Source organism: Acinetobacter sp. YH12070 (assembly GCF_013419625.1).
GTDB classification, from domain to species: Bacteria; Pseudomonadota; Gammaproteobacteria; order Pseudomonadales; family Moraxellaceae; genus Acinetobacter; species Acinetobacter amyesii.
In genome coordinates, this window is the sequence record NZ_VOZT01000011.1 from 48250 (window position 1) to 68330 (window position 20081).

21 protein-coding genes and 4 tRNA genes are annotated in these 20081 nt (G+C 40.0%); 4 read left to right on the forward strand and 21 right to left on the reverse strand.

Annotated features, from left to right (window positions below; all coding sequences use genetic code 11):
* Positions 1-18 precede the first annotated feature (18 nt).
* Entirely contained in the window at positions 19-285 is a 267-nt protein-coding gene (locus FTU17_RS04880; protein ID WP_078193609.1) for a hypothetical protein, read from the reverse strand.
* A 440-nt stretch (positions 286-725) separates the two neighbouring features.
* On the opposite strand from FTU17_RS04880, the gene FTU17_RS04885 reads away from it, so the two are divergent.
* Complete coding sequence (locus FTU17_RS04885; protein WP_078188846.1) at positions 726-929, forward strand: hypothetical protein; 204 nt, start codon at positions 726-728, stop codon at positions 927-929.
* A 306-nt stretch (positions 930-1235) separates the two neighbouring features.
* On the opposite strand, the gene FTU17_RS04890 is transcribed toward FTU17_RS04885, so the two are convergent.
* The 6 genes from FTU17_RS04890 to FTU17_RS04915 all read right to left on the reverse strand — a co-directional run bounded on the left by FTU17_RS04890 (position 1236) and on the right by FTU17_RS04915 (position 4132).
* Positions 1236-1320: transfer RNA gene (locus FTU17_RS04890), tRNA-Leu, on the reverse strand.
* Positions 1321-1393: 73 nt separating this feature from the next.
* Positions 1394-1478: transfer RNA gene (locus FTU17_RS04895), tRNA-Leu, on the reverse strand.
* Positions 1479-1515: 37 nt separating this feature from the next.
* Positions 1516-1589: transfer RNA gene (locus FTU17_RS04900), tRNA-Trp, on the reverse strand.
* A gap of 37 nt (positions 1590-1626) precedes the next feature.
* Positions 1627-1711: transfer RNA gene (locus FTU17_RS04905), tRNA-Leu, on the reverse strand.
* A gap of 107 nt (positions 1712-1818) precedes the next feature.
* Entirely contained in the window at positions 1819-2643 is an 825-nt protein-coding gene (locus FTU17_RS04910) for a protein kinase (protein ID WP_180134801.1), read from the reverse strand.
* Positions 2621-4132 (reverse strand): DUF3336 domain-containing protein, encoded by a 1512-nt coding sequence (locus tag FTU17_RS04915; protein WP_180054512.1) that lies wholly within the window; start codon positions 4130-4132, stop codon positions 2621-2623. The genes FTU17_RS04910 and FTU17_RS04915 overlap by 23 nt, the downstream gene beginning before the upstream one ends.
* Positions 4133-4321: 189 nt before the next feature.
* Between FTU17_RS04915 and FTU17_RS04920 the strand changes: the two genes are divergently transcribed.
* Positions 4322-5200 (forward strand): ATP-binding protein, encoded by an 879-nt coding sequence (locus tag FTU17_RS04920; RefSeq protein ID WP_180054514.1) that lies wholly within the window; start codon positions 4322-4324, stop codon positions 5198-5200.
* 153 nt (positions 5201-5353) lie between these two features.
* Here the strand turns inward: FTU17_RS04920 and FTU17_RS17455 are convergent, their stop codons facing one another.
* The 3 genes from FTU17_RS17455 to tsaD form a co-directional block, all read right to left on the reverse strand.
* Positions 5354-6238 carry an esterase-like activity of phytase family protein gene (locus tag FTU17_RS17455; protein WP_373684060.1) on the reverse strand — a complete coding sequence of 295 codons (885 nt, stop codon included), beginning with the start codon at positions 6236-6238 and terminating at the stop codon, positions 5354-5356.
* A 6-nt stretch (positions 6239-6244) separates the two neighbouring features.
* Positions 6245-6682 (reverse strand): hypothetical protein, encoded by a 438-nt coding sequence (locus tag FTU17_RS17460; protein WP_257227362.1) that lies wholly within the window; start codon positions 6680-6682, stop codon positions 6245-6247.
* Positions 6683-6808: 126 nt separating this feature from the next.
* Entirely contained in the window at positions 6809-7825 is a 1017-nt protein-coding gene (gene tsaD, locus FTU17_RS04930) for a tRNA (adenosine(37)-N6)-threonylcarbamoyltransferase complex transferase subunit TsaD (RefSeq protein WP_180134802.1), read from the reverse strand.
* Between the two features lie 146 nt (positions 7826-7971).
* Here tsaD and rpsU point away from each other — a divergent pair, with 146 nt between their 5' ends.
* Positions 7972-8187: a 30S ribosomal protein S21 gene (gene rpsU / locus FTU17_RS04935; protein WP_001136722.1), complete on the forward strand. Its 216-nt coding sequence runs from the start codon at positions 7972-7974 to the stop codon at positions 8185-8187.
* A gap of 39 nt (positions 8188-8226) precedes the next feature.
* Positions 8227-8673, forward strand: coding sequence for a GatB/YqeY domain-containing protein (locus FTU17_RS04940; RefSeq protein ID WP_078193617.1), 447 nt, complete (start codon positions 8227-8229; stop codon positions 8671-8673).
* A gap of 114 nt (positions 8674-8787) precedes the next feature.
* Here the strand turns inward: FTU17_RS04940 and FTU17_RS04945 are convergent, their stop codons facing one another.
* The 11 genes from FTU17_RS04945 to gspL form a co-directional block, all read right to left on the reverse strand.
* Positions 8788-9345, reverse strand: coding sequence for a GNAT family N-acetyltransferase (locus tag FTU17_RS04945; RefSeq protein WP_180054516.1), 558 nt, complete (start codon positions 9343-9345; stop codon positions 8788-8790).
* Between the two features lie 46 nt (positions 9346-9391).
* Entirely contained in the window at positions 9392-9751 is a 360-nt protein-coding gene (locus FTU17_RS04950) for a hypothetical protein (protein WP_168378953.1), read from the reverse strand.
* Between the two features lie 121 nt (positions 9752-9872).
* Positions 9873-11312, reverse strand: coding sequence for a M48 family metalloprotease (locus FTU17_RS04955; protein ID WP_180003004.1), 1440 nt, complete (start codon positions 11310-11312; stop codon positions 9873-9875).
* Positions 11313-11397: 85 nt separating this feature from the next.
* On the reverse strand, positions 11398-12369 hold the full coding sequence (locus FTU17_RS04960) for a D-glycerate dehydrogenase (protein ID WP_180134803.1): 972 nt from the start codon (positions 12367-12369) through the stop codon (positions 11398-11400).
* A gap of 20 nt (positions 12370-12389) precedes the next feature.
* Positions 12390-13037 carry a hypothetical protein gene (locus FTU17_RS04965; protein ID WP_180134804.1) on the reverse strand — a complete coding sequence of 216 codons (648 nt, stop codon included), beginning with the start codon at positions 13035-13037 and terminating at the stop codon, positions 12390-12392.
* 174 nt (positions 13038-13211) lie between these two features.
* Positions 13212-15101: a M48 family metalloprotease gene (locus tag FTU17_RS04970; RefSeq protein ID WP_180063109.1), complete on the reverse strand. Its 1890-nt coding sequence runs from the start codon at positions 15099-15101 to the stop codon at positions 13212-13214.
* A 91-nt stretch (positions 15102-15192) separates the two neighbouring features.
* Positions 15193-16731, reverse strand: a complete 1539-nt coding sequence (gene purF / locus FTU17_RS04975) for an amidophosphoribosyltransferase (RefSeq protein ID WP_078188865.1) — start codon at positions 16729-16731, stop codon at positions 15193-15195.
* 24 nt (positions 16732-16755) lie between these two features.
* Positions 16756-17343, reverse strand: a complete 588-nt coding sequence (locus tag FTU17_RS04980) for a CvpA family protein (RefSeq protein WP_078188866.1) — start codon at positions 17341-17343, stop codon at positions 16756-16758.
* A gap of 5 nt (positions 17344-17348) precedes the next feature.
* Complete coding sequence (locus FTU17_RS04985) at positions 17349-18350, reverse strand: quinone-dependent dihydroorotate dehydrogenase (RefSeq protein WP_078188867.1); 1002 nt, start codon at positions 18348-18350, stop codon at positions 17349-17351.
* Positions 18351-18440: 90 nt separating this feature from the next.
* Entirely contained in the window at positions 18441-18920 is a 480-nt protein-coding gene (gene gspM, locus FTU17_RS04990) for a type II secretion system protein GspM (RefSeq protein ID WP_168378926.1), read from the reverse strand.
* Entirely contained in the window at positions 18920-20059 is a 1140-nt protein-coding gene (gspL, locus tag FTU17_RS04995) for a type II secretion system protein GspL (protein ID WP_180134805.1), read from the reverse strand. The genes gspM and gspL overlap by 1 nt, the downstream gene beginning before the upstream one ends.
* Positions 20060-20081: the final 22 nt, after the last annotated feature.

Genomic DNA, 20081 nt, shown 5'->3' on the forward strand with positions numbered 1-20081 from the left:
CGATTCATCATTTTATATTTATAAAATTTGATTGGTGGCAGCAAACTCATCCAATTCAGCTTGTGTTACAACTCGAACGGCTTGCATTTCATCGATACGTACCATCAATAAACCACCTAATGCCGGCTGATAACGTCGTGCACTACCAAATGGTGTATATGCCACTTTGGATTGCTCCGAAAAGACCAACCAATCTTCATGTCCAAGCATCACCGCAACAGGCGTCTGCCCTGCTTGTTGCATCTGTTCAATTTTTGCTTTGACATCGTGCTCAATGTTTTGCATGCGTTCAATCTATTTATATCGATGGGACATAGTATAAAAGCATTTCGACAAATCTTGATGTGAAATAACTTTGCATGCTCACCTATCCAGTTAATTTGGCTGTGAACAAGTCTTTATTTGCAATCAATACTGCACACCTAATCCACTATACTTTCTTAGTTAAGTCATCGCTTATTTTGCACACAGCTTCTCTATAGGCATAGGATAGATTTTAAGCCAGCAGTTAAAACCTAAATTTTTAAAATACGTTATATTTACTTACATTAAGTTTAGCTTGTTATAAAACAGCGAGTTAAATGAATTTATACAGTTTACAATCCGATAATCTGTTTATTTATCCATCAAAATTTCATATTTTAAATAAAAGTTTTCCATTTCCCCTTTAAAAAATATTTTGACACCCCTATTTAATATTTTAATGATTGATAAGGAGTTCGCTCGTGAAAAAAGTGGTTAAAGCAAAAAATTTAGTTGCCTTCCGTCTTTGGTTAGAAAAGTTAGGATATTCTGTTCGTACACTGGCAGATAATCGTGGATTTACATTCAGTTTTAAAAAAGAATATGGTCTAGTGACTGTAGACTTGTCTGGTAATGCTTTGGCCATGCAGCTCGGTGAAGAGTTTGAAGATCATTTAAAGGCATAATCTTCTCTATAATTTATTCGAACGATTTGAAATAAATGATTTAATTCGATTGATTCGAATCCGCATTTCAAAATTTGCCCGTATATGCGGGCTTTTTTTCACCTTTGTTTTACTGACACATTTTTAAGGAGTGAAATTTCTGACAATAAAAAAGCAAGATTAGACATCTTGCTGTATCTCTTCGTTCATCATCTTTCATTAGATTTTTTTCATTAGATTATGTTTTCAAAAAAACCACGTTTGAGACACTGATTTTTTCGAATTTCAAAAACAAAAAAGCAAGGTATAAAACCTTGCTTAATCTAATGGTGGGGACGGAGAGACTCGAACTCTCACACCTCGCGGCGCTGGAACCTAAATCCAGTGCGTCTACCAATTTCGCCACGTCCCCAACTCGGGTGCTGACAATGTCAGACTTTAATTTGTTTTAAAAACCTGTTTATTTGGCAACTTAATAAATTAAGTGGTGGGGACGGAGAGACTCGAACTCTCACACCTCGCGGCGCTGGAACCTAAATCCAGTGCGTCTACCAATTTCGCCACGTCCCCAACAGGGTTGCTGACAATGTCAGACTTTTTTAAAACTTGGCAGAGGATCAAGGATTCGAACCTTGACGAACGGTTTTGGAGACCGTCATGCTACCATTACACCAATCCTCTGTGACCTTCATTACCAAACTCATGTTTAGTAATTCAGTGGTGGGGACGGAGAGACTCGAACTCTCACACCTCGCGGCGCTGGAACCTAAATCCAGTGCGTCTACCAATTTCGCCACGTCCCCGATGGCTGTGTATATTATAGAGATCACCCCTACATGACAAGCCTTTTTTATAAAAAAGCATATTGTTTGTTTAAATAAAAAACAATAGTGCCTTTTTTGTATTTTTCTTAAGCAAATTCAGCAACTAAGTCGCTTTTTAAGCGATAAAAATCCACCAATCTGTCATTTTTTTGCTTCATCAACATGTGTTGCAATAGCTGATTAAACCCTTGATATTGCATCGGCAGATCAAGCTTTAAGCGTTGGCAATGTAAATAGGCCCAATCTTCATAGTTTTTCGCCTCTAAACGCTGTGATGTCAGCCATTCCAAGAAAATAATCCCCAGCGCATAGATATCACTGTGCAAAGATTTTGCTTGTCCATGGAAAAGTTCTGGAGCCATATAACGTGGTGTCGCAGTTAAGGCATTTTGCTGATCAAAATCTAATGGTAGCGCTTGCTCAAAGTCGATGAGTCTGCACTGCCCTTGCCAATTCACAAAATGCTCTTGTTTTAAATCTGCATGTATCCAACCGTGCAAGCTTAATCGTTCAACCACATCGAGAGCTTGCCATAGCACCTGCCTCACCTGTTCGATGCTCAAACTCGATGCAGGCTGTAAGAACCAAGGCTCAGCATTGGGCAGTATTAATAGGCGATCAATAGGCTCTTGCTGAATACTGAGATGCGTCTCTTTTATCACTTGAAAAGGTAGCGTGATACTGTTTTGTGTAGACGCTTGATTGAATAGCTGGTACAGCTCAATTTCTCGACCAAAACTAGCTACATGTTCAGGGCTGCTGTCACTGACTTGCGCCTTGAGCCAATGACGTTGTTGGTTGAATTGAAATTGATATAGACGACGCCCAAAAACCAAACTTTTAGATTTGGTTTTTGGCTCATAAATGATTTGCGTTAAATCTGTGGATTTAAACCGCAATAAACTCTGCATGTCGTTGGCTGGGTTCATTTTGATAATTTAATAATTCCAAACAATGCTGAATGGTCTTACCGATACGGGCTTGCGTTTCGATTAATGAAATCTTCGGCCATGTGGCTCTTTCACCTTCACGTTGCAATACCTTAAACAGATAAGGTCGAGGATTTTGCAACATATAACTATAGTGTCTTAAGCCATATTTCCCCACAATATTGACATCACCATAGTAACGCTGATCCATCACGCCATAACCATGATCAAGCAAACGTCTAACAGGTGGAATACTTCCTGCGCGCTCACGGGCAAAATCCATAACCCCTTTACTAATCACCTTACCTTGACGACGAACGATCCGCTCAGGCCAACTCAACATGCTTTTACGAAAGCGTGCAGCATCATCCTGCATAAACGGCACAATATGCGGATTGACCTGACTGGCGATACTATAATTAATATTATATAGACGTGCCATTTTCTCCTGTGGGAAATCACTGCGCACACTACCATCTACCCAACGTGTTGCCGACATATATGGCGTAAATTGCCCGTCATAACGCTTACTTGTCAGTCGTACCGGTGGAAATAGAATGGGCACTGCACATGATGCCAGCACTGCACTCCATACCAACAAATCGGGTGATGTATAGGCATTCATAATTCTTGCATCTTGTGATGCATCATAAGGCGCAACTGCCACATTGATATGCAGACCAGATTGCTTATAGGCTTCGGAAAAAGTTAAGTCACCTAAGTTTTCAACCAAAAACTTTTTCAGATATTTTACATCCGCCAAGCCGCCATTACCCTGCACTAACTCAGTCAATTTCCGAAAGTGAAATGCCTCACTAAAGAAGTTTTGTCCGTTTAATAAATTGGTAAATTCTGACGGTTTAGATACACCCAACATCCCGGTCATAATGGCGCCAGCACTGGAACCTGACAAAACTTTTGGCATGAGGTCTTGTTCCATCAGCGCTTTACACACACCGGTATGAAACAAGCCTAAAGTTGAACCGCCGGAAAACATCAATACAGGTTGTCCATAGGCTTTTTGGCTTTGTTCAAAGAATTCAATTTTTTGTGCAGCATCAAGACAAACGCATTCTTCAGATGCGATAAAAGCCAAACTTTGACTCACCTCATCAACATAGTCTTCAATAATTTTTTTGGTGCCGACGTAGGCTACTGTAAACAGCAAGGGATGGGCAATATTGCCCACATCATAAGTTAAACCTTCACTTAAAATATACATCAAATCTCGGGTACGTTTCTGAGCACGATATCGTCTCAGTAACCCTAAACGATGAGTAATAATTTCTGCATCAAAATATGGTGAACTATTATCGAGTTTCCATTCTTGCGCACCCGATTCTTCATCTATTTTAAGTGCGATATCTTTCCATTCTTCATAACATTCAGCACAGTCGAGCTGACGCTTTAATTTTTTTATCCGATATGCCTGATGTGGATTAATACTTTTTGAAAACCCTGTAAACAACATGACTATCCCTCAGCACACTTTAAACTGTTCCCTCAGCTAGATTTATAACAACTTTTTGGTTGTTCGAATAGCGCATATCTGCCTGAACAATCATTAAACTTTGACATATTTCAGCGATTATAACTGCATTATTGATGTACACTGCTGTCATATACCAACCAACAACAAGACACGACACGCTGACTTATCATGGCTACAATTGATTTACCTGACAATATCCTTCAATCGCTATCTACTGTACTCTTAAAACTACAGCACAGTTTGCCTGAGCTGAAGCAAGCACCCGATTTTTCGAGTATCGCGTTTAAATGGCAAGATAAACAGCTTAAAGCCATTCAACAGCCCAAAGTCATGTATTTAGAAGATTTAAAAGGAATTGAACGTCAAAAAGAAAAAGTGATTCAAAACACTTTACAGTTTTTAAAAGGCTTACCTGCCAATGATGTTTTACTCACTGGCTCTCGTGGTACAGGTAAATCATCCATCGTCCGTGCTCTGCTCACCCATTATGCAGACCAAGGTTTACGTTTAATTGAAATTGAGCGTGATGATCTATCTGATTTACCAGAAATCCAAAATTTAATTAAAAATCGCCCTGAAAAATTTATCGTATATTGTGATGATTTGGCATTCAATGCTGAAGATGAAAACTATCGCAGTTTAAAAAGTGTTTTGGATGGTTCATTACAATCAGGTTCAAGTAATTTTATTATTTATGCTACCAGTAACCGTCGTCATTTATTGCCAGAATTCATGCATGAAAACACACCTGTAACCAAGGTAGATGTGCCTCAATATACTGAGCTCCATCCACAAGAAGCGATCGAAGAAAAAATATCTCTTTCTGACCGCTTTGGGATGTGGCTGTCGTTTTACCCAATGGATCAAAATTTATATCTCGAAATTGTGGAACACTATCTTGCCAAGGCTGATTTAGCCATGACCAGCGAAGTTCGTGCTGAAGCCTTAAGATGGTGTCAGTCTCGTGGGCAGCGTTCAGGCCGTGCTGCTTATCAGTTTTCAAAGCATTGGATTGGGTCTGAAAATCTAAAGGCTTTGGAAAAATAACGTCTACAATATTTTTATGATCTGAAAATATAAGTTCTGCAAAGCCAGTCAGACAATTTCAGCTAAAAGCAGCCACATCCTCGTTGGCTGCTTTTAAATGCTAATAAACTCTTGATTGAACCAATTTCTTGAAAATCATTAAGAACACACCACTTATGGCGCTAAATTGAGTTGACCAATCACATATAAGGTATTGCAATCAATCACATTTTTCTCCGCATCAAGGTATTTTTGCTCCAAGATCCCATCCGTTTCTGTAAAACCATAATCATCATTTATAATTGCCAAATGCTGTTCATCAATCACCCACAAGCCTTCAACTTTATCGTGTGGATAATGTAAAGTTTCGACTAAATCGACAACTAAGCTCTTTGCCACAGGCAAAATATTTAATTTTTTTAGCGCCTCCCACCCCTCATTAAGCACATATTGTTCAGGTGTTTGCCCATCAATGAGCAATCCTAAAGATTCATTTTGCTGAAAATGATCACTTAGTTGAACTTTTTCTAGGTTTGTCGCCGCATCGAGATATATTTTATAGATTCGTTTAAAAGCGTTTGGATTATCTTTATAAAAATCATCATCACGTTCAGCCACTAAAAAACATGTTTCACTCAGCGCGACAATGGCTGTATTTGAGTTTGACTTAAGTTCTTGCCGATATAGATATTGTTCAATTGACCCATCGTCTAAATTGACCACCACAATACGAACCAAGTCCGATGTTGTGACTGATGAATCTGGATTACTCATCGTCGATTGCATGATGCCGACCAATTTTTTTTGATCAGGTGTAATCGTCAGACCTTCCATCCCCCGATTTTGCTTACGGTTGGCAAATTCATTTGGAAGAAAATAACCCGACTTGCAACGCTCATCTTGTTTGTATGCATTAATACGGTCTATTTCCAAGCCTTCACTATTAAAATGAACAAGATGAGGCCCATATTCATCACTCACCCAAAAAGTGCCATCTTTTAATGCAACTAAGCCCTCAGAATCTAAACCATATTCATCTGTGCCAATTGCTAAAACCACACCATTTTAATCATAAGCCACTTCTTTTGTTGCACCAAAATGCCGATTTGGCAAACCTGTTATAGGTCTCCCAGTTGGATCTTTGAGTAAGATTTCTTTCAATTTTTTAATCGATCCATCGAACTGCAATTCAAAAAGCCCGATTTTTGGCGTATAGCTTGGATCTAAGAATATCTTGCCTTTATCTCCATTCACATCATAGGTTGTATTCGGACCTCGATCCGTAAGAGCATAAAATTGATATTTTTGAGTGGGATGTGGGGAAATTTCCGACCCAAAACCTCCACAATGAATTTCAATAAAATGGTCTTGTTTTGCCCCATCTGGAATATTGTGGATATCCAAAGTTTCATAGGGTAAAGAAACACCTTTATAAAATTTCTTTAGGTCAATATGACTTTGATTTGGTTTTGATTGATCCAAAGCTTCATTATTTTTTGTCATTATTTCACATGGCTCTAATTATTTATTGAGCCATCATATCCACAATATTGTTCTAAAACCACAGTCTCTTTTTTGAAACACACAATAAAAAAAAGAGGCTAATTTAGCCTCCTTTTTAAACGATTTTTACGCTTCGTTTGGATTACCTAATTCCGTCATCGGCCAACGCGGTGTAGTCGTAACAGACAAACCATCATGCTGACCCGCTTTAAGACGCTGATAACCAGCAAATGCAATCATTGCGCCATTATCTGTACACAGTGCAGGTTCTGCATAAAACACATTTGCACGGATTTTTGCCAAGTCAGCTTCTAAGCGCTCACGTAAACGCTTGTTTGCACTTACACCGCCGGCAATAACTAAACGTTTTAAACCCGTTTGTTTTAATGCTTTCACTGATTTTTTCACCAATGTGTCAACCAACGCTTCTTGGAATGATGCAGCGATATCCGCCTCACGACCTTCGCCTTCAACTTTTTTCAATTGAACTGAAACGGCAGTTTTTAAACCACTAAATGAAAAATCTAAACCTTGGTGTAGCATTGGACGTGGAAATTCAAAGGCATTGATGTCGCCATTGATCGCCAATTTCGAAATATTTGGACCACCTGGGTATGGTAGACCCATCATTTTAGCGACTTTATCGAATGCCTCACCTGCTGCATCATCAATCGACTCACCCAATAATTCATATTGACCAATTCCATAAGCAGCCATCAATTGAGTATGTCCCCCAGAGACTAAAAGTGCCACAAATGGAAATTCTGGTGGAGTTTTAGACAACAGCGGCGCCAACATATGACCTTCCATATGATGTACACCAATTGCAGGTTTATTCAGTGCAAATGCCAACGTACGACCAAACAATGCGCCTGTCATTAATGCACCCATCAAGCCCGGCCCGCGAGTATATGCAATGGCATCAATTTCTGATTTATCAACTTTACTTTCTTCAAGCAGTTGTTTTAATAACGGAATTAACTTACGCACATGGTCACGTGAAGCTAATTCAGGTACCACACCACCATATTCTGCATGCAGTTTGATTTGGCTATACAATACTTGTCCGCGTAATCCTTGCTCACTATCGTAGAGTGCGAGCCCTGTTTCATCACACGAAGTTTCCAAGCCTAAAACGATCATTAAACTGCCTTTTGCCCATTTCAAAATATTGCGAAACCTATTATAGACTTGTGATATGAGATGTAAATGAGTAAAATACTGACCTTCACTTGTGATCAAGGGTAATTCGACCCGAGATCTTATCCATAACTTAATGAGGATTCTTCATGCCACAAGTTAAATTGAAAGAAGGCGAACCAGTAGACGTAGCTATCCGTCGTTTCAAACGTTCATGCGAAAAAGCGGGTGTTCTTGCTGACGTTCGTAAACGTGAATTCTACGAAAAACCAACTCAAGAACGTAAACGTAAAAAAGCTGCTGCTGTTAAACGCTACCAAAAGAAATTGGCTCGCGAATCAGTACGTACTACTCGCCTTTACTAAGATTAATTTGTGATTGATTGACTAACCTGGACAAGATAAATGACTACTTTAAAAAACCAAATAACTGAAGTTTTAAAAGCCGCTATGCGTGCTAAAGAAATGGACAAGTTAACGGTAATACGTAGTCTACAGGCAGCAATCAAGCAAATCGAAGTCGATGAGCGCATAGAGCTTGACGATAAGCAAGTTCTTGCGGTCATTGAAAAGCAAATCAAACAACGCAAAGAATCGGTTAAAGCCTTTTTAGGTGCAAATCGAGATGATTTAGCTAGTAAGGAACAAGCCGAGATTGAGGTGTTATCTCAATTTCTACCAGAAGCTATGACTGAGGAAGAACTTGATTCCATCATTGCGCAAACAATTACTGCGCAAGAAGCTACTAGCATGAAAGATATGGGTAAGGTGATGAACTCTCTACGTCCGCTCATAGCCGGACGTGCCGATCCTGCACAAGTTTCAGCTAAAATTAAAGCGAAACTCTCTTAATCTTTCATCTATATTGTTTGATTTGGTCTATTTAAGTTCGCTGATGACTTAAATAGCCAAATTATCCAAATTCAAAAATAATTCAAATCCATACATCATTTATTTTTTTCTTTATTATCTAACGATTTCATACTTACAAATATCTCGCCAACTTCCATCTACTGGATTTTGAATTGCAGCTTGTTCGATTTCAATCAATTTAAAATTTGCTCGTTCACATAGACGTCGCGCTCGCTTGTTTTCCACATCTACAAAAGCGTTTAATTGCTGAAATCCTAGACCATTTAATAATTGATCCACAAATAACTGCAAGGCTTCAGTCGTCAAACCCTGCCCTTTAAATTCAACATTTCCCCAAAATCCAACGGCAGCTTGATTTTCCATCCAATTGATTTGATGAATATCCATGACACCTAAAAAGTTATGCGACTGTTGCTCACGAATCACATAAACAAAATTTTCCTGATTTAACGCTGCCAACACCCTCGAATCACAAAATGCCAATGAAGCATCCAAACTAGGTTCTTGTAAGGACCAAAATAAACTTGCAGGAAACATTCGTAAGATCTCTATACTTTGACAGATCGCTTCATAAAGTACTTTTGCATCGTGACGCTGAATCAACTGAAGCGTGATTCTGCCATGGCTTATATCAAAATCATCGAGTTTCATTTTTTTCAGTTTCTCGCAATGATTTAAAATGTTTGTAAAACCAATTTTAATTTAGGGCACACTGCACATTATATTTTTTTAATAATTGCATCTCTTTTGATGCGATCACCTGCTGAATCACATCCTGCTTATTCATATTACGGTACTCACGATCTAAAAATGCGCGATTTTCGTCTGCCGCACGATAAAGATCATTCACATAAGTCTGAACAATACCGCAGTATTTCACTTGCTGGTCTGCTTTAAATCCCTGTTGCTGCGGGTCTAACTGACTAAAAAATTGGCGTACATCGGTTTTATATTTTTCGTTAATATCATTCACAGCGATCACATATTGCTCTGCGCTCGCTGCTGCAATATTCGTTGCTAAGCCCAACAGACAGGCCGCTAAAATAATATTTTTCATTTGTAAGTTCTTAATCATAAACATTTTACATCCAGCTAGTTTACACTGATTAATCTAAACCACTAAAACTACAATTTACACTTTATAATCGACATAGATAAGTACATCACATTTGAAATCTTTATATTTTTAATTTCCGTTCATTTTGCATTTCGTCTACGCGTTGCTTGATTTTCGCAGCAAGACTTTTCGAGTCTTTGGCGATGCGCTGCGCCTGTAGCAAAGATTTAATCGCGCGCTCTTCATCCCCACCCCAATACTCTACTTCAGCTCGATATCGCAGCACATTGACCGAACGGAAGCTTGCATCTTTGTCTGCATCAGCCATTTGCAACATCAGTCGCCAACCACTCAAGTCACGCGGATTTGCTTGTAAAAATCGCTGTAGAATCAGTTGTGCTTGCGTATATTCTTTGTTTCGAATCAAAGCCTCTGCATATTTATAATTTAATGCCCGATTTTCAGGCATGATGATTGCCGAACTTTTCACAGCGTTCACGGCAGCGGCCGCTTTGTTTTGACCCAACAGCACATCGGTCTGTAAAATAATAAAAAGTGCATGCGATGAATTTTGTTTTGCCGCTTCATTTAATAACTTTTGAGCAGCACTAAAGTCACCTTGTTTAATATGTAAGCTCACTAAAGCCAATTCAGCTGCATAATTCTTTTGCGCCACCATCGCATTTAATTGCAATTCAGTTGCCTGACCTGACAGTACTCGACTATACCAACGCAGAATTTCAAAATCTTGATCAACCAAACTGGTTTTAACTTGAGGCAACTGATTGGCGCGTAAGCGCGCTTCGCTCATACGCTCCGTGGTTAATGGATGCGTCAACCAAAAATCAGGCAGAAAGCTCACTCGACTCGTAGAACGATGCATCACTTCAAAGAAATCAGCCATGCTCTGCGGATTGTATCCAGCACGATACATATACTGCATCCCGATACGGTCTGCTTCACGTTCTTGGTTGCGGCTATAGGTTAATTGCTTATCCATCAAAGCGGCTTGTGAGCCCATCATTACAGCCGCACCGACATCACCATCTGCCTGTGAGGCCACTAAGGCTCCGACCAAAATACCGGCTAGTGACAATAAACCTTGCCCTTTAAAGGCTTCTTGTGAACGACTGTAATGACGTTGTGATACATGTGCAATTTCATGCGCCATCACCCCTGCCACTTCATCCATGTTGCGTGCTGAATTAATTAATCCCGCATTTAATGCAAATAAACCACCCGGTACAGCAAAAGCATTAATTTGTGGATCATTAATTAATAACAATCCGACCGGTTGATTAAGTTGAGTTTGGCTCAAAATATGCGTAAAGACAGATAAAAGACGATCTTCCATCCACGGATTTTCAGTCACAGGAAGTTGACGATGCACCTCACGATACACCTTCTCGCCAATGGCACGCTCTTTTTGTTGATCCAACAAGCCGACGCCACTACCTATTTCAGGCACAGAAAATTGTGGGGATGAACTAAAATCTACGGACTGCGTCTGCGCCAATGTCGAACAAAGCCCGAGACCACATGCCAGTAAAATCTTTTTCAAAGTCTATTCTCTAAATTTCATATTCGTACTTCATCGAATATAGCATTGAATTTTGGTGAATTATGGAGAAAACTGTTGTGATTGTTTATTCAAATTTTGGATTGACCACATAGCGTGGCGCGCGCTCATGTACCAAAACATCCACTAAATTTTGATAAGCCAATTCCGCCATACGTTTACGAGTTGTCGCTGTTGCTGAACCCACATGGGGTAATGTCACGACATTGGCTAATGTAAATAATGGGGATTCTTGAAGTGGCTCTTGCTCATACACATCTAAGCCTGCTGCAAAAATTTGACCACGACTTAATGCATCGATTAAAGCGGTTTCATCAATCACTGAACCGCGTGAAATATTGACCAATACCGCATGCGATTGCATCAAGGCCAACTCACGTTCACCAATTAAAGCTTTGGATTCTGCATTTAAATCCACTGCAACGACCACAAAGTCAGCACGTTGCAACAAATCATCCAAATCGCAATATTGCGCTGATAAAGATTCAGCCAATTCAATTTTTTCTCGGCGATTATGATAGAGCACATTCATATTAAAGCCGTAGCGAGCACGACGCCCAATCGCTGCGCCAATATGTCCTAAGCCAATAATTCCGATGGTTTTAGCAAAGATATCCATGCCAAATTGCTCATGACCCACTGTACGCTTCCACTGCCCTTGTTTGGTCCATTGATCCAATACAGGCACTTTACGTGCTGCACTCATCAATAAGGTAAATGCTAAATCTGCTGTAGTTTCCGTCAATACATGCGGAGTATTGCTCAACCAGATATTTTTTTGATTTAAAAATGCTAAATCATAGTTGTCATAACCGACACTTACACTTGAGATGACTTTTAATTGTGATGCATGGACTAAATTTGAGGCATTCAACAAACGTCCCGCACCGATCATGGCGTCAGCATCTTTTGAATGCTCAAGTATTTGCTGATTCACATCGCCCATTTTAGGACTAATTTGGAAAACTTTAAATTGCTGTTCTAAACGCTGAATTACTTCTTGATCTATTTGACTAAAAACCACTACTTTTTTTTGCATAAATTTTCCATTTACGTAATTTAAGTATTTTGTCCTGCCTTATTTTGCATAAATTGCCATAGGCGTTTTTTCAATAAAGGCTGTTCAATCATTTGCTGTAAAGATGCCAACAGATAAACCTTCGCATGCTCTAAATGCGGAATATCGCCTAAGCAAATAACATTTTTATCCAAGCTCATCGCATCGATAAAGCCCTGCACATAAGATGCTGCACCACGACCATCTTGCAAATTCACCCAACCAAACGGCCACTGTAAAGCAAAGAAATCTGCACTGACTGCGCGCTGAATATTGCTCCACAAAACTTGCTGCTCTGCAGTTAATTCTGTGGCATTAATGACAATGACACAGTGCATTAAACAGATGGCTTCTAAGTTAAACGAAGGGATTTGAACAATCGGACGAACTTCAACAGGCTCAACACCCTTAGGTTCATCTTTAGGTGCTTCTACAGGTTGATTTATAACAACATCAACGTTCTTTTTAAGCTCAGTCTGTGATGGAACAGGCGTTGGCTGAGGCGCATTTTTGAGTAGGATTTCAGAGACTATTTCAGGAGCCGCCTGATCTCGCCAAATATTTGAGCTAAATTGCTGACACGGAGCCGCCTGAGGAATCCATACATCAATTCCCATTGCCGCCATTATGCTTCGCTGATGCCCAATCATGCTTTCATTTTCACCTATTCAAGGCTTGTTATTCTAACGGGATTCACTCTGTTTTGCTGAACTTTTATAAATCAATTAGACCACTCTATTTCTCTATTGATTATGTAGACTTGCTCAGACTACTTTTGACTTAAAATTAAACAATTTATTCATAAATCAAACCGCTATAAACAATTATACGATCATTAAACTATTTTTCTTTTGCATTAGTTCAACTATCTCAACTGATTCAAATCCAATACGCCAATATAGTAGCTGCAAAACATCCAACTCATCTTGCGTGATAATTCGATCATTCCATAAACATATTTCTGCAACCCCAAGGATGCTTAACCGCTCACGCAGCAATAATCCTGAAATATCATTTAGGATTTCAGCCAAGTCTATTGGCTCATCAGAAATATCGCGATAGAACTCTAGTTCTTCTTTCGTTAAGATTCGATTGAGGATTTTTTCACGCACTTCGAGTTGGTTATCACTGTTAATTTGTTGCACATGCAACAAGGCATCAATCAAACGCACAATACTCGGTTTTACATCTTCTAAAGATGTAGGTGTATGTGCAGGCAACAGATTTAACTCATATTTGACTGTTTCAAGTAGTAATGCATCGAGCAAACCAATTTCACCATCTTCCTGAATAATTTTGGCCAGCTTGGTTAAGAACTGCCGTGAAATTGTTGCTGGCATGGTACCAATATTTTTACATGCCTCATGAAAAATTGAGATATGCACACGACCATCAAGATTCAATAATGCATCTACAATCGCACGACTCACTTCAGCTTCAGTCGGAATAAACTCTCGATACTGACGAATCATTAAAATAGCAACCATCACCTCACGCGAACCCGTTGCTGTTTGCAAGGCACGTTGGATCAATTCAGGCCGCTGCCAATTTTCACGAATCTCAGGGTTCAACGGTTTAATTGCATCTCGTATCGCAAAACTAATCGGTGACAAGCGCAGTAAAGGTAATGGTTGTGGCGAGTTCCATGGTGTTGCAACATCTGGACTAGCTTCTTCTAGTGAACGGAATAAATAAAATAGCGGCTGGTTTCGCAGTTTTTTTAAATTTTCTAGTTGCAGGTCATGAATGAGCGCCGGATTTAATTCAAAAATACGCTGTTCAATACTTGGGTGAATATTCATCCAGTTTTGCGGACTGAGTGAGTTTGCAAAACACATATGAGAAATCGATTCCGCATATTCACTATGAATTTGCGAACCTGAATGATGCACATAAATCCTTAATAAGGTTTGAATATTGGCATCATTTTGAATCAGACGTTTGGTTTTCTGATCATTGCGATAGGTTCGAGAACCCAAAGAGATATATTTAATAAAGCGGGAAATCAAAACACCCAAGCTTCCGATCAACCAAATGACCGCGCCAATCGCTACAAAGAGGGTTTCAAACTTATTGTCCCGTGCTTGTCCATTTTTATAGAAACCACGTTTTGCAATTTTACTACCCCACTGACTAAAGGTCGTCAAACCGCTATATAAGATTTTCAAACGGGTATTTTCCGCAGCTTCCCCTGACAAGATTTTATTAAATTCATGGCTCAGCAAACCATACATTTCCATCTCATCTAAGGTTTGTAATGCACCCCAGGTTAAAATGATCGATGTATCTCGAGGGCTAAAACCTGCGGTGAGTGCATTTACACCCACTTCATCGGGTAAGACATAAAGTGCAGGAGTATCGATTAGAAAGGTATCTGCCAGCTGCTCCGTCATACGCAGTGCAACACTTTCTTCAGGAATACTTTCTATCAGACTCAGACGACGCGCACCCAACTGTTTAGCAAGTGAATAACCACCTAAGCGAAAGGTGTAAAAATCATAGAGAACTGAAACCAACATAATCAGCAGTACAGCAGCCACTAAAAATGGGCTAAGAACATGCCAATAGATAGACTGAGTGGAATCATAATAATCCACAATTAAACCGACAATTACATTAATAATTGCGACGGTCAAAAACACTGCCGCCATACACATGGTGACAGGCCAAAACATATTTTTGTTTTTTATAAAATCATAACCCACACGTCTCAATGTAATACCCTTAAGCTACATTGTCTTTTGTTTGCTCATCATAAATGAAAAAAGCGGGAAATTCCCGCTTTTTCAGTGTGTTTTCAGCAGATTATTCTTCGCGAACACCTGTTAAATCCACAGAAGCTGCATCAATGTTAACATCAATATAGGCTGGCTTTTCATTTTTTGCAGAGTCATTACGCTTACGCTCTAAAGCTGCCAAATATTCAGCATCAATACCGCCTGCCACATATTTACCATCAAATACCGAGCAATCAAAGTCCTGTAACTCAGGGACTTTCTTGGTGCGTACTGCAGATTTCAAATCTTCCAAATCTTGGAAAATTAGGCGATCAGCACCAATAATTTCACGAATTTCTTCTACACTTCGTTCAGACGCAATCAGTTCAGATTTGGCTGGCATGTCAATACCGTACACGTTTGGATATTTCACCATCGGTGCAGCAGACGCAAAGAATACTTTTTTCGCACCCGCATCACGCGCCATTTGAATGATTTCGTTACAAGTCGTACCACGAACAATCGAGTCATCGACCAATAGTACGTTTTTGCCTTGGAACTCTAGCTCTACAGGGTTAAGCTTTTGACGCACAGATTTCTTACGAAGTTGCTGACCGGGCATAATGAAGGTACGACCGATATAACGGTTCTTCATGAAGCCTTCACGGAATTTCACACCTAAGGTATTTGCAAGCTCGAGCGCAGAAGTACGTGAAGTATCAGGAATTGGGATCACGACATCGATATCGTGCTCATCACCCCATTCACGTAGAATTTTCTGAGCAAGTTTTTCGCCCATTTTCAAACGTGCTTTGTAAACTGAAATACCATCAATAGTCGCATCTGGACGCGCAAAATAAACGTATTCAAAGATACAAGGACGATATTCAGGGGCTACTGCGCACTGCTTGGTCGACATCACGCCATCAGCAGTAATATAAATTGCTTCACCCGGTGCAATATCACGTTCAACCTTAAAGCCGAGCGCTGTAATTGCGACAGATTCAGACGCAATGATATATTCCATACCATTTTCAGTTTCACGCGAACCGTAGATCAATGGACGAATACCATTTGGATCACGGAAACCCACAAGGCCCTGACCTGTGATCATAGCAACAACCGCATAACCACCTTTGCAACGTTCATGCACACGTGAAACCACGTGGAATACATCTTCAGCGCTTGGTGTAAGTTTTGCGCGTTTTTGCAATTCGTGAGCAAATACGTTTAACAATACTTCTGAGTCTGAATCGGTGTTCATGTGACGTAAGTCAGTCGTGAACAAGTCATCATGAATTTCAGCAGCATTGGTTAAGTTACCGTTATGTGCAAGCGTGATGCCATAAGGTGAGTTTACATAGAATGGCTGAGCTTCAGCACTGCTTGAAGAACCAGCAGTTGGGTAACGAACATGGCCAATACCATAATTACCCTGTAATGCACGCATATGACGTGTGTGGAACACATCACGTACCATACCCGTATCTTTACGCAGGAATAAACGACCATCCTGACAAGTTACGATCCCGGCTGCATCCTGTCCACGATGTTGTAACATCGTTAACGCATCAAACAACATTTGGTTAACAGGTGATTTACCAGCTATACCAACTACTCCACACATAGCAACCTCGCAGACAAGCTAGGGTTAATAAAAAGGATTATTTGTTGACTCACCCGATCCAGAACGTCCGTGCTTGTTCTGCGACTCAGATGGTAGGTCTGAAGATTTCTGAGCATCTTCAGACTGAATATGATGAAGTGCTTGATTTGCAGCATCTTTGGACAATTCGGTTGCCCAAGGCGCATATGGCAATAATGACTGAACCATTTTAGATTGTTTCCAATGTGGTGAACTTTCTACCCAAGGACCTAGCCCCTGCATAGTGATCAACACCACCAACAATCCTTTCAAGCTTCCAAAAACACCACCTGCCAGTCGATTTAAAGGACCAAGCTTTAATGTTTTCAAAATGCTGTTCAATAACCATGTAGCGACCCAAGTCATGACTACAATCAACAATACAATAAATGCGAACGCGGCAATCTTCTGTACCACTGGATCTGTACTTAAAGATGTCATCGAAGGTGCAAGGACGGTTGCATACTTTGCCGCAATGACAAGTGCAAGAATCCATCCAATGAAGTTCGCAAAGGCTTTTACAAATCCTTGACGCAAACCGTTAAGCCCTCCAATGAGCAAAATAATCAGTATAAAGATATCAATGGTATTCATGATATTTACAATGCGTCTACGCAGTCTTTTACAAGTGTCGGACCTGTATATATGAGGCCACTATACACTTGTACAAGGCTTGCTCCTGCTTTTTGTTTCGCAACAGCATCCGCGCCCGACAAAATACCACCCACACCGATCAATGGAATTTGACCGTTTAATACTTTAGCAAAAGCCGCCAAACATGCCGTACTTTTCTCAAAGACTGGCGCGCCGGATAGACCACCAGCTTCATCACCAAATGGAAGGCCTTCAACACCTTCACGTGACAAAGTCGTATTGGTGACAATCAGACCATCAATTTTAAATTTTAACAATTGTTGTGCAATAAAATTAATGTCTTCTGGTTCTAGATCTGGTGCAACTTTAAGTACTAAGGGTACATAATGTTGATTTTCATCCGCCAACTCGAGTTGACGTTTCTTGAGTGTCTCTAACAGCTCAGTCAAAGCATCACCGCTTTGTAAGCTGCGAAGATTTTTAGTGTTAGGAGATGAAATATTAACCGTAATATAAGAAGCGTAGTTATAAACTTTTTCTAGACAAATCAGATAATCGTCAACTGCTTTTTCAACAGGTGTAACTGCATTTTTACCGATATTGATCCCAAGTACACCCTTAAATTTTGCAGCTTTGACATTTTCGATCAGCTGATCCACGCCATCATTATTAAAGCCCATACGGTTAATAATGGCTTTTGCTTTCGGTAAACGAAATAAACGCGGTTCAGGGTTACCTGATTGTGGAAGTGGTGTAATTGTACCAATTTCAATAAAGCCGAAGCCCTGGCTCGCCAGCGCATCGATATAAGCACCGTTTTTATCAAGACCGGCTGCTAAACCAACAGGATTAGGAAATTCGATTCCCATACATGTCACTGGTTTAGACGCCACGTTTTGACGCATCATTCCCATCTTGTGAGAAGATTTCAACAGCGATAATGTCAGCTCATGTGCACGCTCTGGTGCTAAAGTAAACAACAAAGGGCGGGCTAGAGAATACAACATATCTATAAAAGTCTACTGCTTTTTAAGTCGGCATATTATAGGCACAGCACAAATAAAACACCATGCTTAGCAGATCTTTATTTTTACCGATTATTGTACACTCGCTGTTAATTTGACCTGTCCCGCTTCAGAACTTAATTCCATCTTTTCAATACTTAAGCCCATTTGAACCAATTGCGTCAAAAAATTGGCCAGAATTGCATAATTTTCATGCATCACTGCAATCTGTATTTGCTCACCGACTTGTTGCGATGCCACAGATAAACCCTGTTGTTGCGACACACGCTGAACTTTTTCCAACGCACTCAGTTGTGTATCACCTGCTGGTTTCATTGTGACGGCATTACTTTGCATCCAAACAACAGTATCTTTGAGTTCATTCACGCGCTTTTGTTGAAAATTTGCAGCTTTGTTCATATAAAACAGTGCCGAACCAATCGCTGCCACTACAACAAAAATCGTGGTAAAGATCACCATGACTCGTTCACGAGTAGAAAGTTGGTCTAAATAATCAGTGATGCGCTCAATTTGCCCATCTATACGTTGCTGTAGGTTTTCCATTTTTATCATTATTGTATTTTCACCAATCCAATCGCGCCGTTGGCACTTGGTTGAATATTCCCTAATTCGACTTTAAAACCTTGTTGTTTTAATTGATCAGTTAGGGTTTGTAGTACTTCTGCCGAATTGGCTTTTAGCTCCATATTTAACATCGAGGCTTCATAGCTCACACGATTTGCAGAAATTTGGTTTTGCATTAAAACTGGCCCGACACGGCTCAGTAAAGACAAAGCCTGTGCATTGCCCGTTTGACTCTGACGCAATTGTGATTCGAACTGGCTTTTCAGCGTTTGTTCAGTGACAGGATAGCTTTGACCAAACCAATATTTAAACTGATCAATCGCTTGTGCCGCAGTGATATTGGCCACTTTTTTGTATTGACACCAGCGAACTGCATCATAACTAAACTGAGTAATTAGAGCCGCAACCAAAACAGCTGCACAAGCTTTCCAATAACCGCTTACACCCGTATTGGTTTTGGCTTTCGGCAAAACATTCAGTGGATGTTGTTTCGGTTTTTTTATATTGGGTAGTTCATAATGAAACGATTCAATGTGATCATGCGTTACAGCGGCTTCAAGACTATGCGTCTGATCTGAACTTAGATTTGAAATCTTATAGTTCGGCTGACCAATTTGATAATCTAAGTACAAAGCCAAATCATCAACGGATTGCCCGACATATTCACCATTTCGGACCAATAAATGACCGCTGACATTTGCCAAAACATGTTGCCCAGCTTCTGGGCTTGGCAAGACCAAAAAGTCAGGTAATAACGAAATGACTTTTACAGGAATTAGCGTCAAAGCATGCTGCATCGTTTCAACTGTACTATGCGCAATCCCCATGACCGTTAATTCATCCGGACTTTGAAAATGATGCAATACTTTCATTGCATCTAAAGGCAAAATGACATATTCCTCAAGTAAATATTTTACGCCGTCTGGGCCAAGTTTTTTATATTGGTTTTTTGGAAAATTTTGCTGAATGATTTGTACATCACGACTTGGAAAGAAAACAACCGCTTCCTTTCCCGCATGTGGCTGAATTTCCTGAATCAATTGTTCAAGTGTCGATGACTGCTTCCAGAAATCCCCTTCTGACCATTGCCAAACCCCATTGGCTTCGGGCATCCATAAATACAACATTAATTTTTCTGCCGTTTTAATT

Coding starts and splice junctions, on each gene's coding strand:
- FTU17_RS04880 (WP_078193609.1), bottom strand. CDS start 285: ATGCAAAACATTGAGCACGATGTCAAAGCAAAAATTGAACAGATGCAA.
- FTU17_RS04910 (WP_180134801.1), bottom strand. CDS start 2,643: ATGCAGAGTTTATTGCGGTTTAAATCCACAGATTTAACGCAAATCATT.
- FTU17_RS04915 (WP_180054512.1), bottom strand. CDS start 4,132: ATGTTGTTTACAGGGTTTTCAAAAAGTATTAATCCACATCAGGCATAT.
- FTU17_RS04920 (WP_180054514.1), top strand. CDS start 4,322: ATGGCTACAATTGATTTACCTGACAATATCCTTCAATCGCTATCTACT.
- FTU17_RS17460 (WP_257227362.1), bottom strand. CDS start 6,682: ATGACAAAAAATAATGAAGCTTTGGATCAATCAAAACCAAATCAAAGT.
- tsaD (WP_180134802.1), bottom strand. CDS start 7,825: ATGATCGTTTTAGGCTTGGAAACTTCGTGTGATGAAACAGGGCTCGCA.
- rpsU (WP_001136722.1), top strand. CDS start 7,972: ATGCCACAAGTTAAATTGAAAGAAGGCGAACCAGTAGACGTAGCTATC.
- FTU17_RS04940 (WP_078193617.1), top strand. CDS start 8,227: ATGACTACTTTAAAAAACCAAATAACTGAAGTTTTAAAAGCCGCTATG.
- FTU17_RS04945 (WP_180054516.1), bottom strand. CDS start 9,345: ATGAAACTCGATGATTTTGATATAAGCCATGGCAGAATCACGCTTCAG.
- FTU17_RS04950 (WP_168378953.1), bottom strand. CDS start 9,751: ATGAAAAATATTATTTTAGCGGCCTGTCTGTTGGGCTTAGCAACGAAT.
- FTU17_RS04960 (WP_180134803.1), bottom strand. CDS start 12,369: ATGCAAAAAAAAGTAGTGGTTTTTAGTCAAATAGATCAAGAAGTAATT.
- FTU17_RS04965 (WP_180134804.1), bottom strand. CDS start 13,037: ATGATTGGGCATCAGCGAAGCATAATGGCGGCAATGGGAATTGATGTA.
- purF (WP_078188865.1), bottom strand. CDS start 16,731: ATGTGTGGAGTAGTTGGTATAGCTGGTAAATCACCTGTTAACCAAATG.
- FTU17_RS04980 (WP_078188866.1), bottom strand. CDS start 17,343: ATGAATACCATTGATATCTTTATACTGATTATTTTGCTCATTGGAGGG.
- FTU17_RS04985 (WP_078188867.1), bottom strand. CDS start 18,350: ATGTTGTATTCTCTAGCCCGCCCTTTGTTGTTTACTTTAGCACCAGAG.
- gspM (WP_168378926.1), bottom strand. CDS start 18,920: ATGATAAAAATGGAAAACCTACAGCAACGTATAGATGGGCAAATTGAG.
- gspL (WP_180134805.1), bottom strand. CDS start 20,059: ATGTTGTATTTATGGATGCCCGAAGCCAATGGGGTTTGGCAATGGTCA.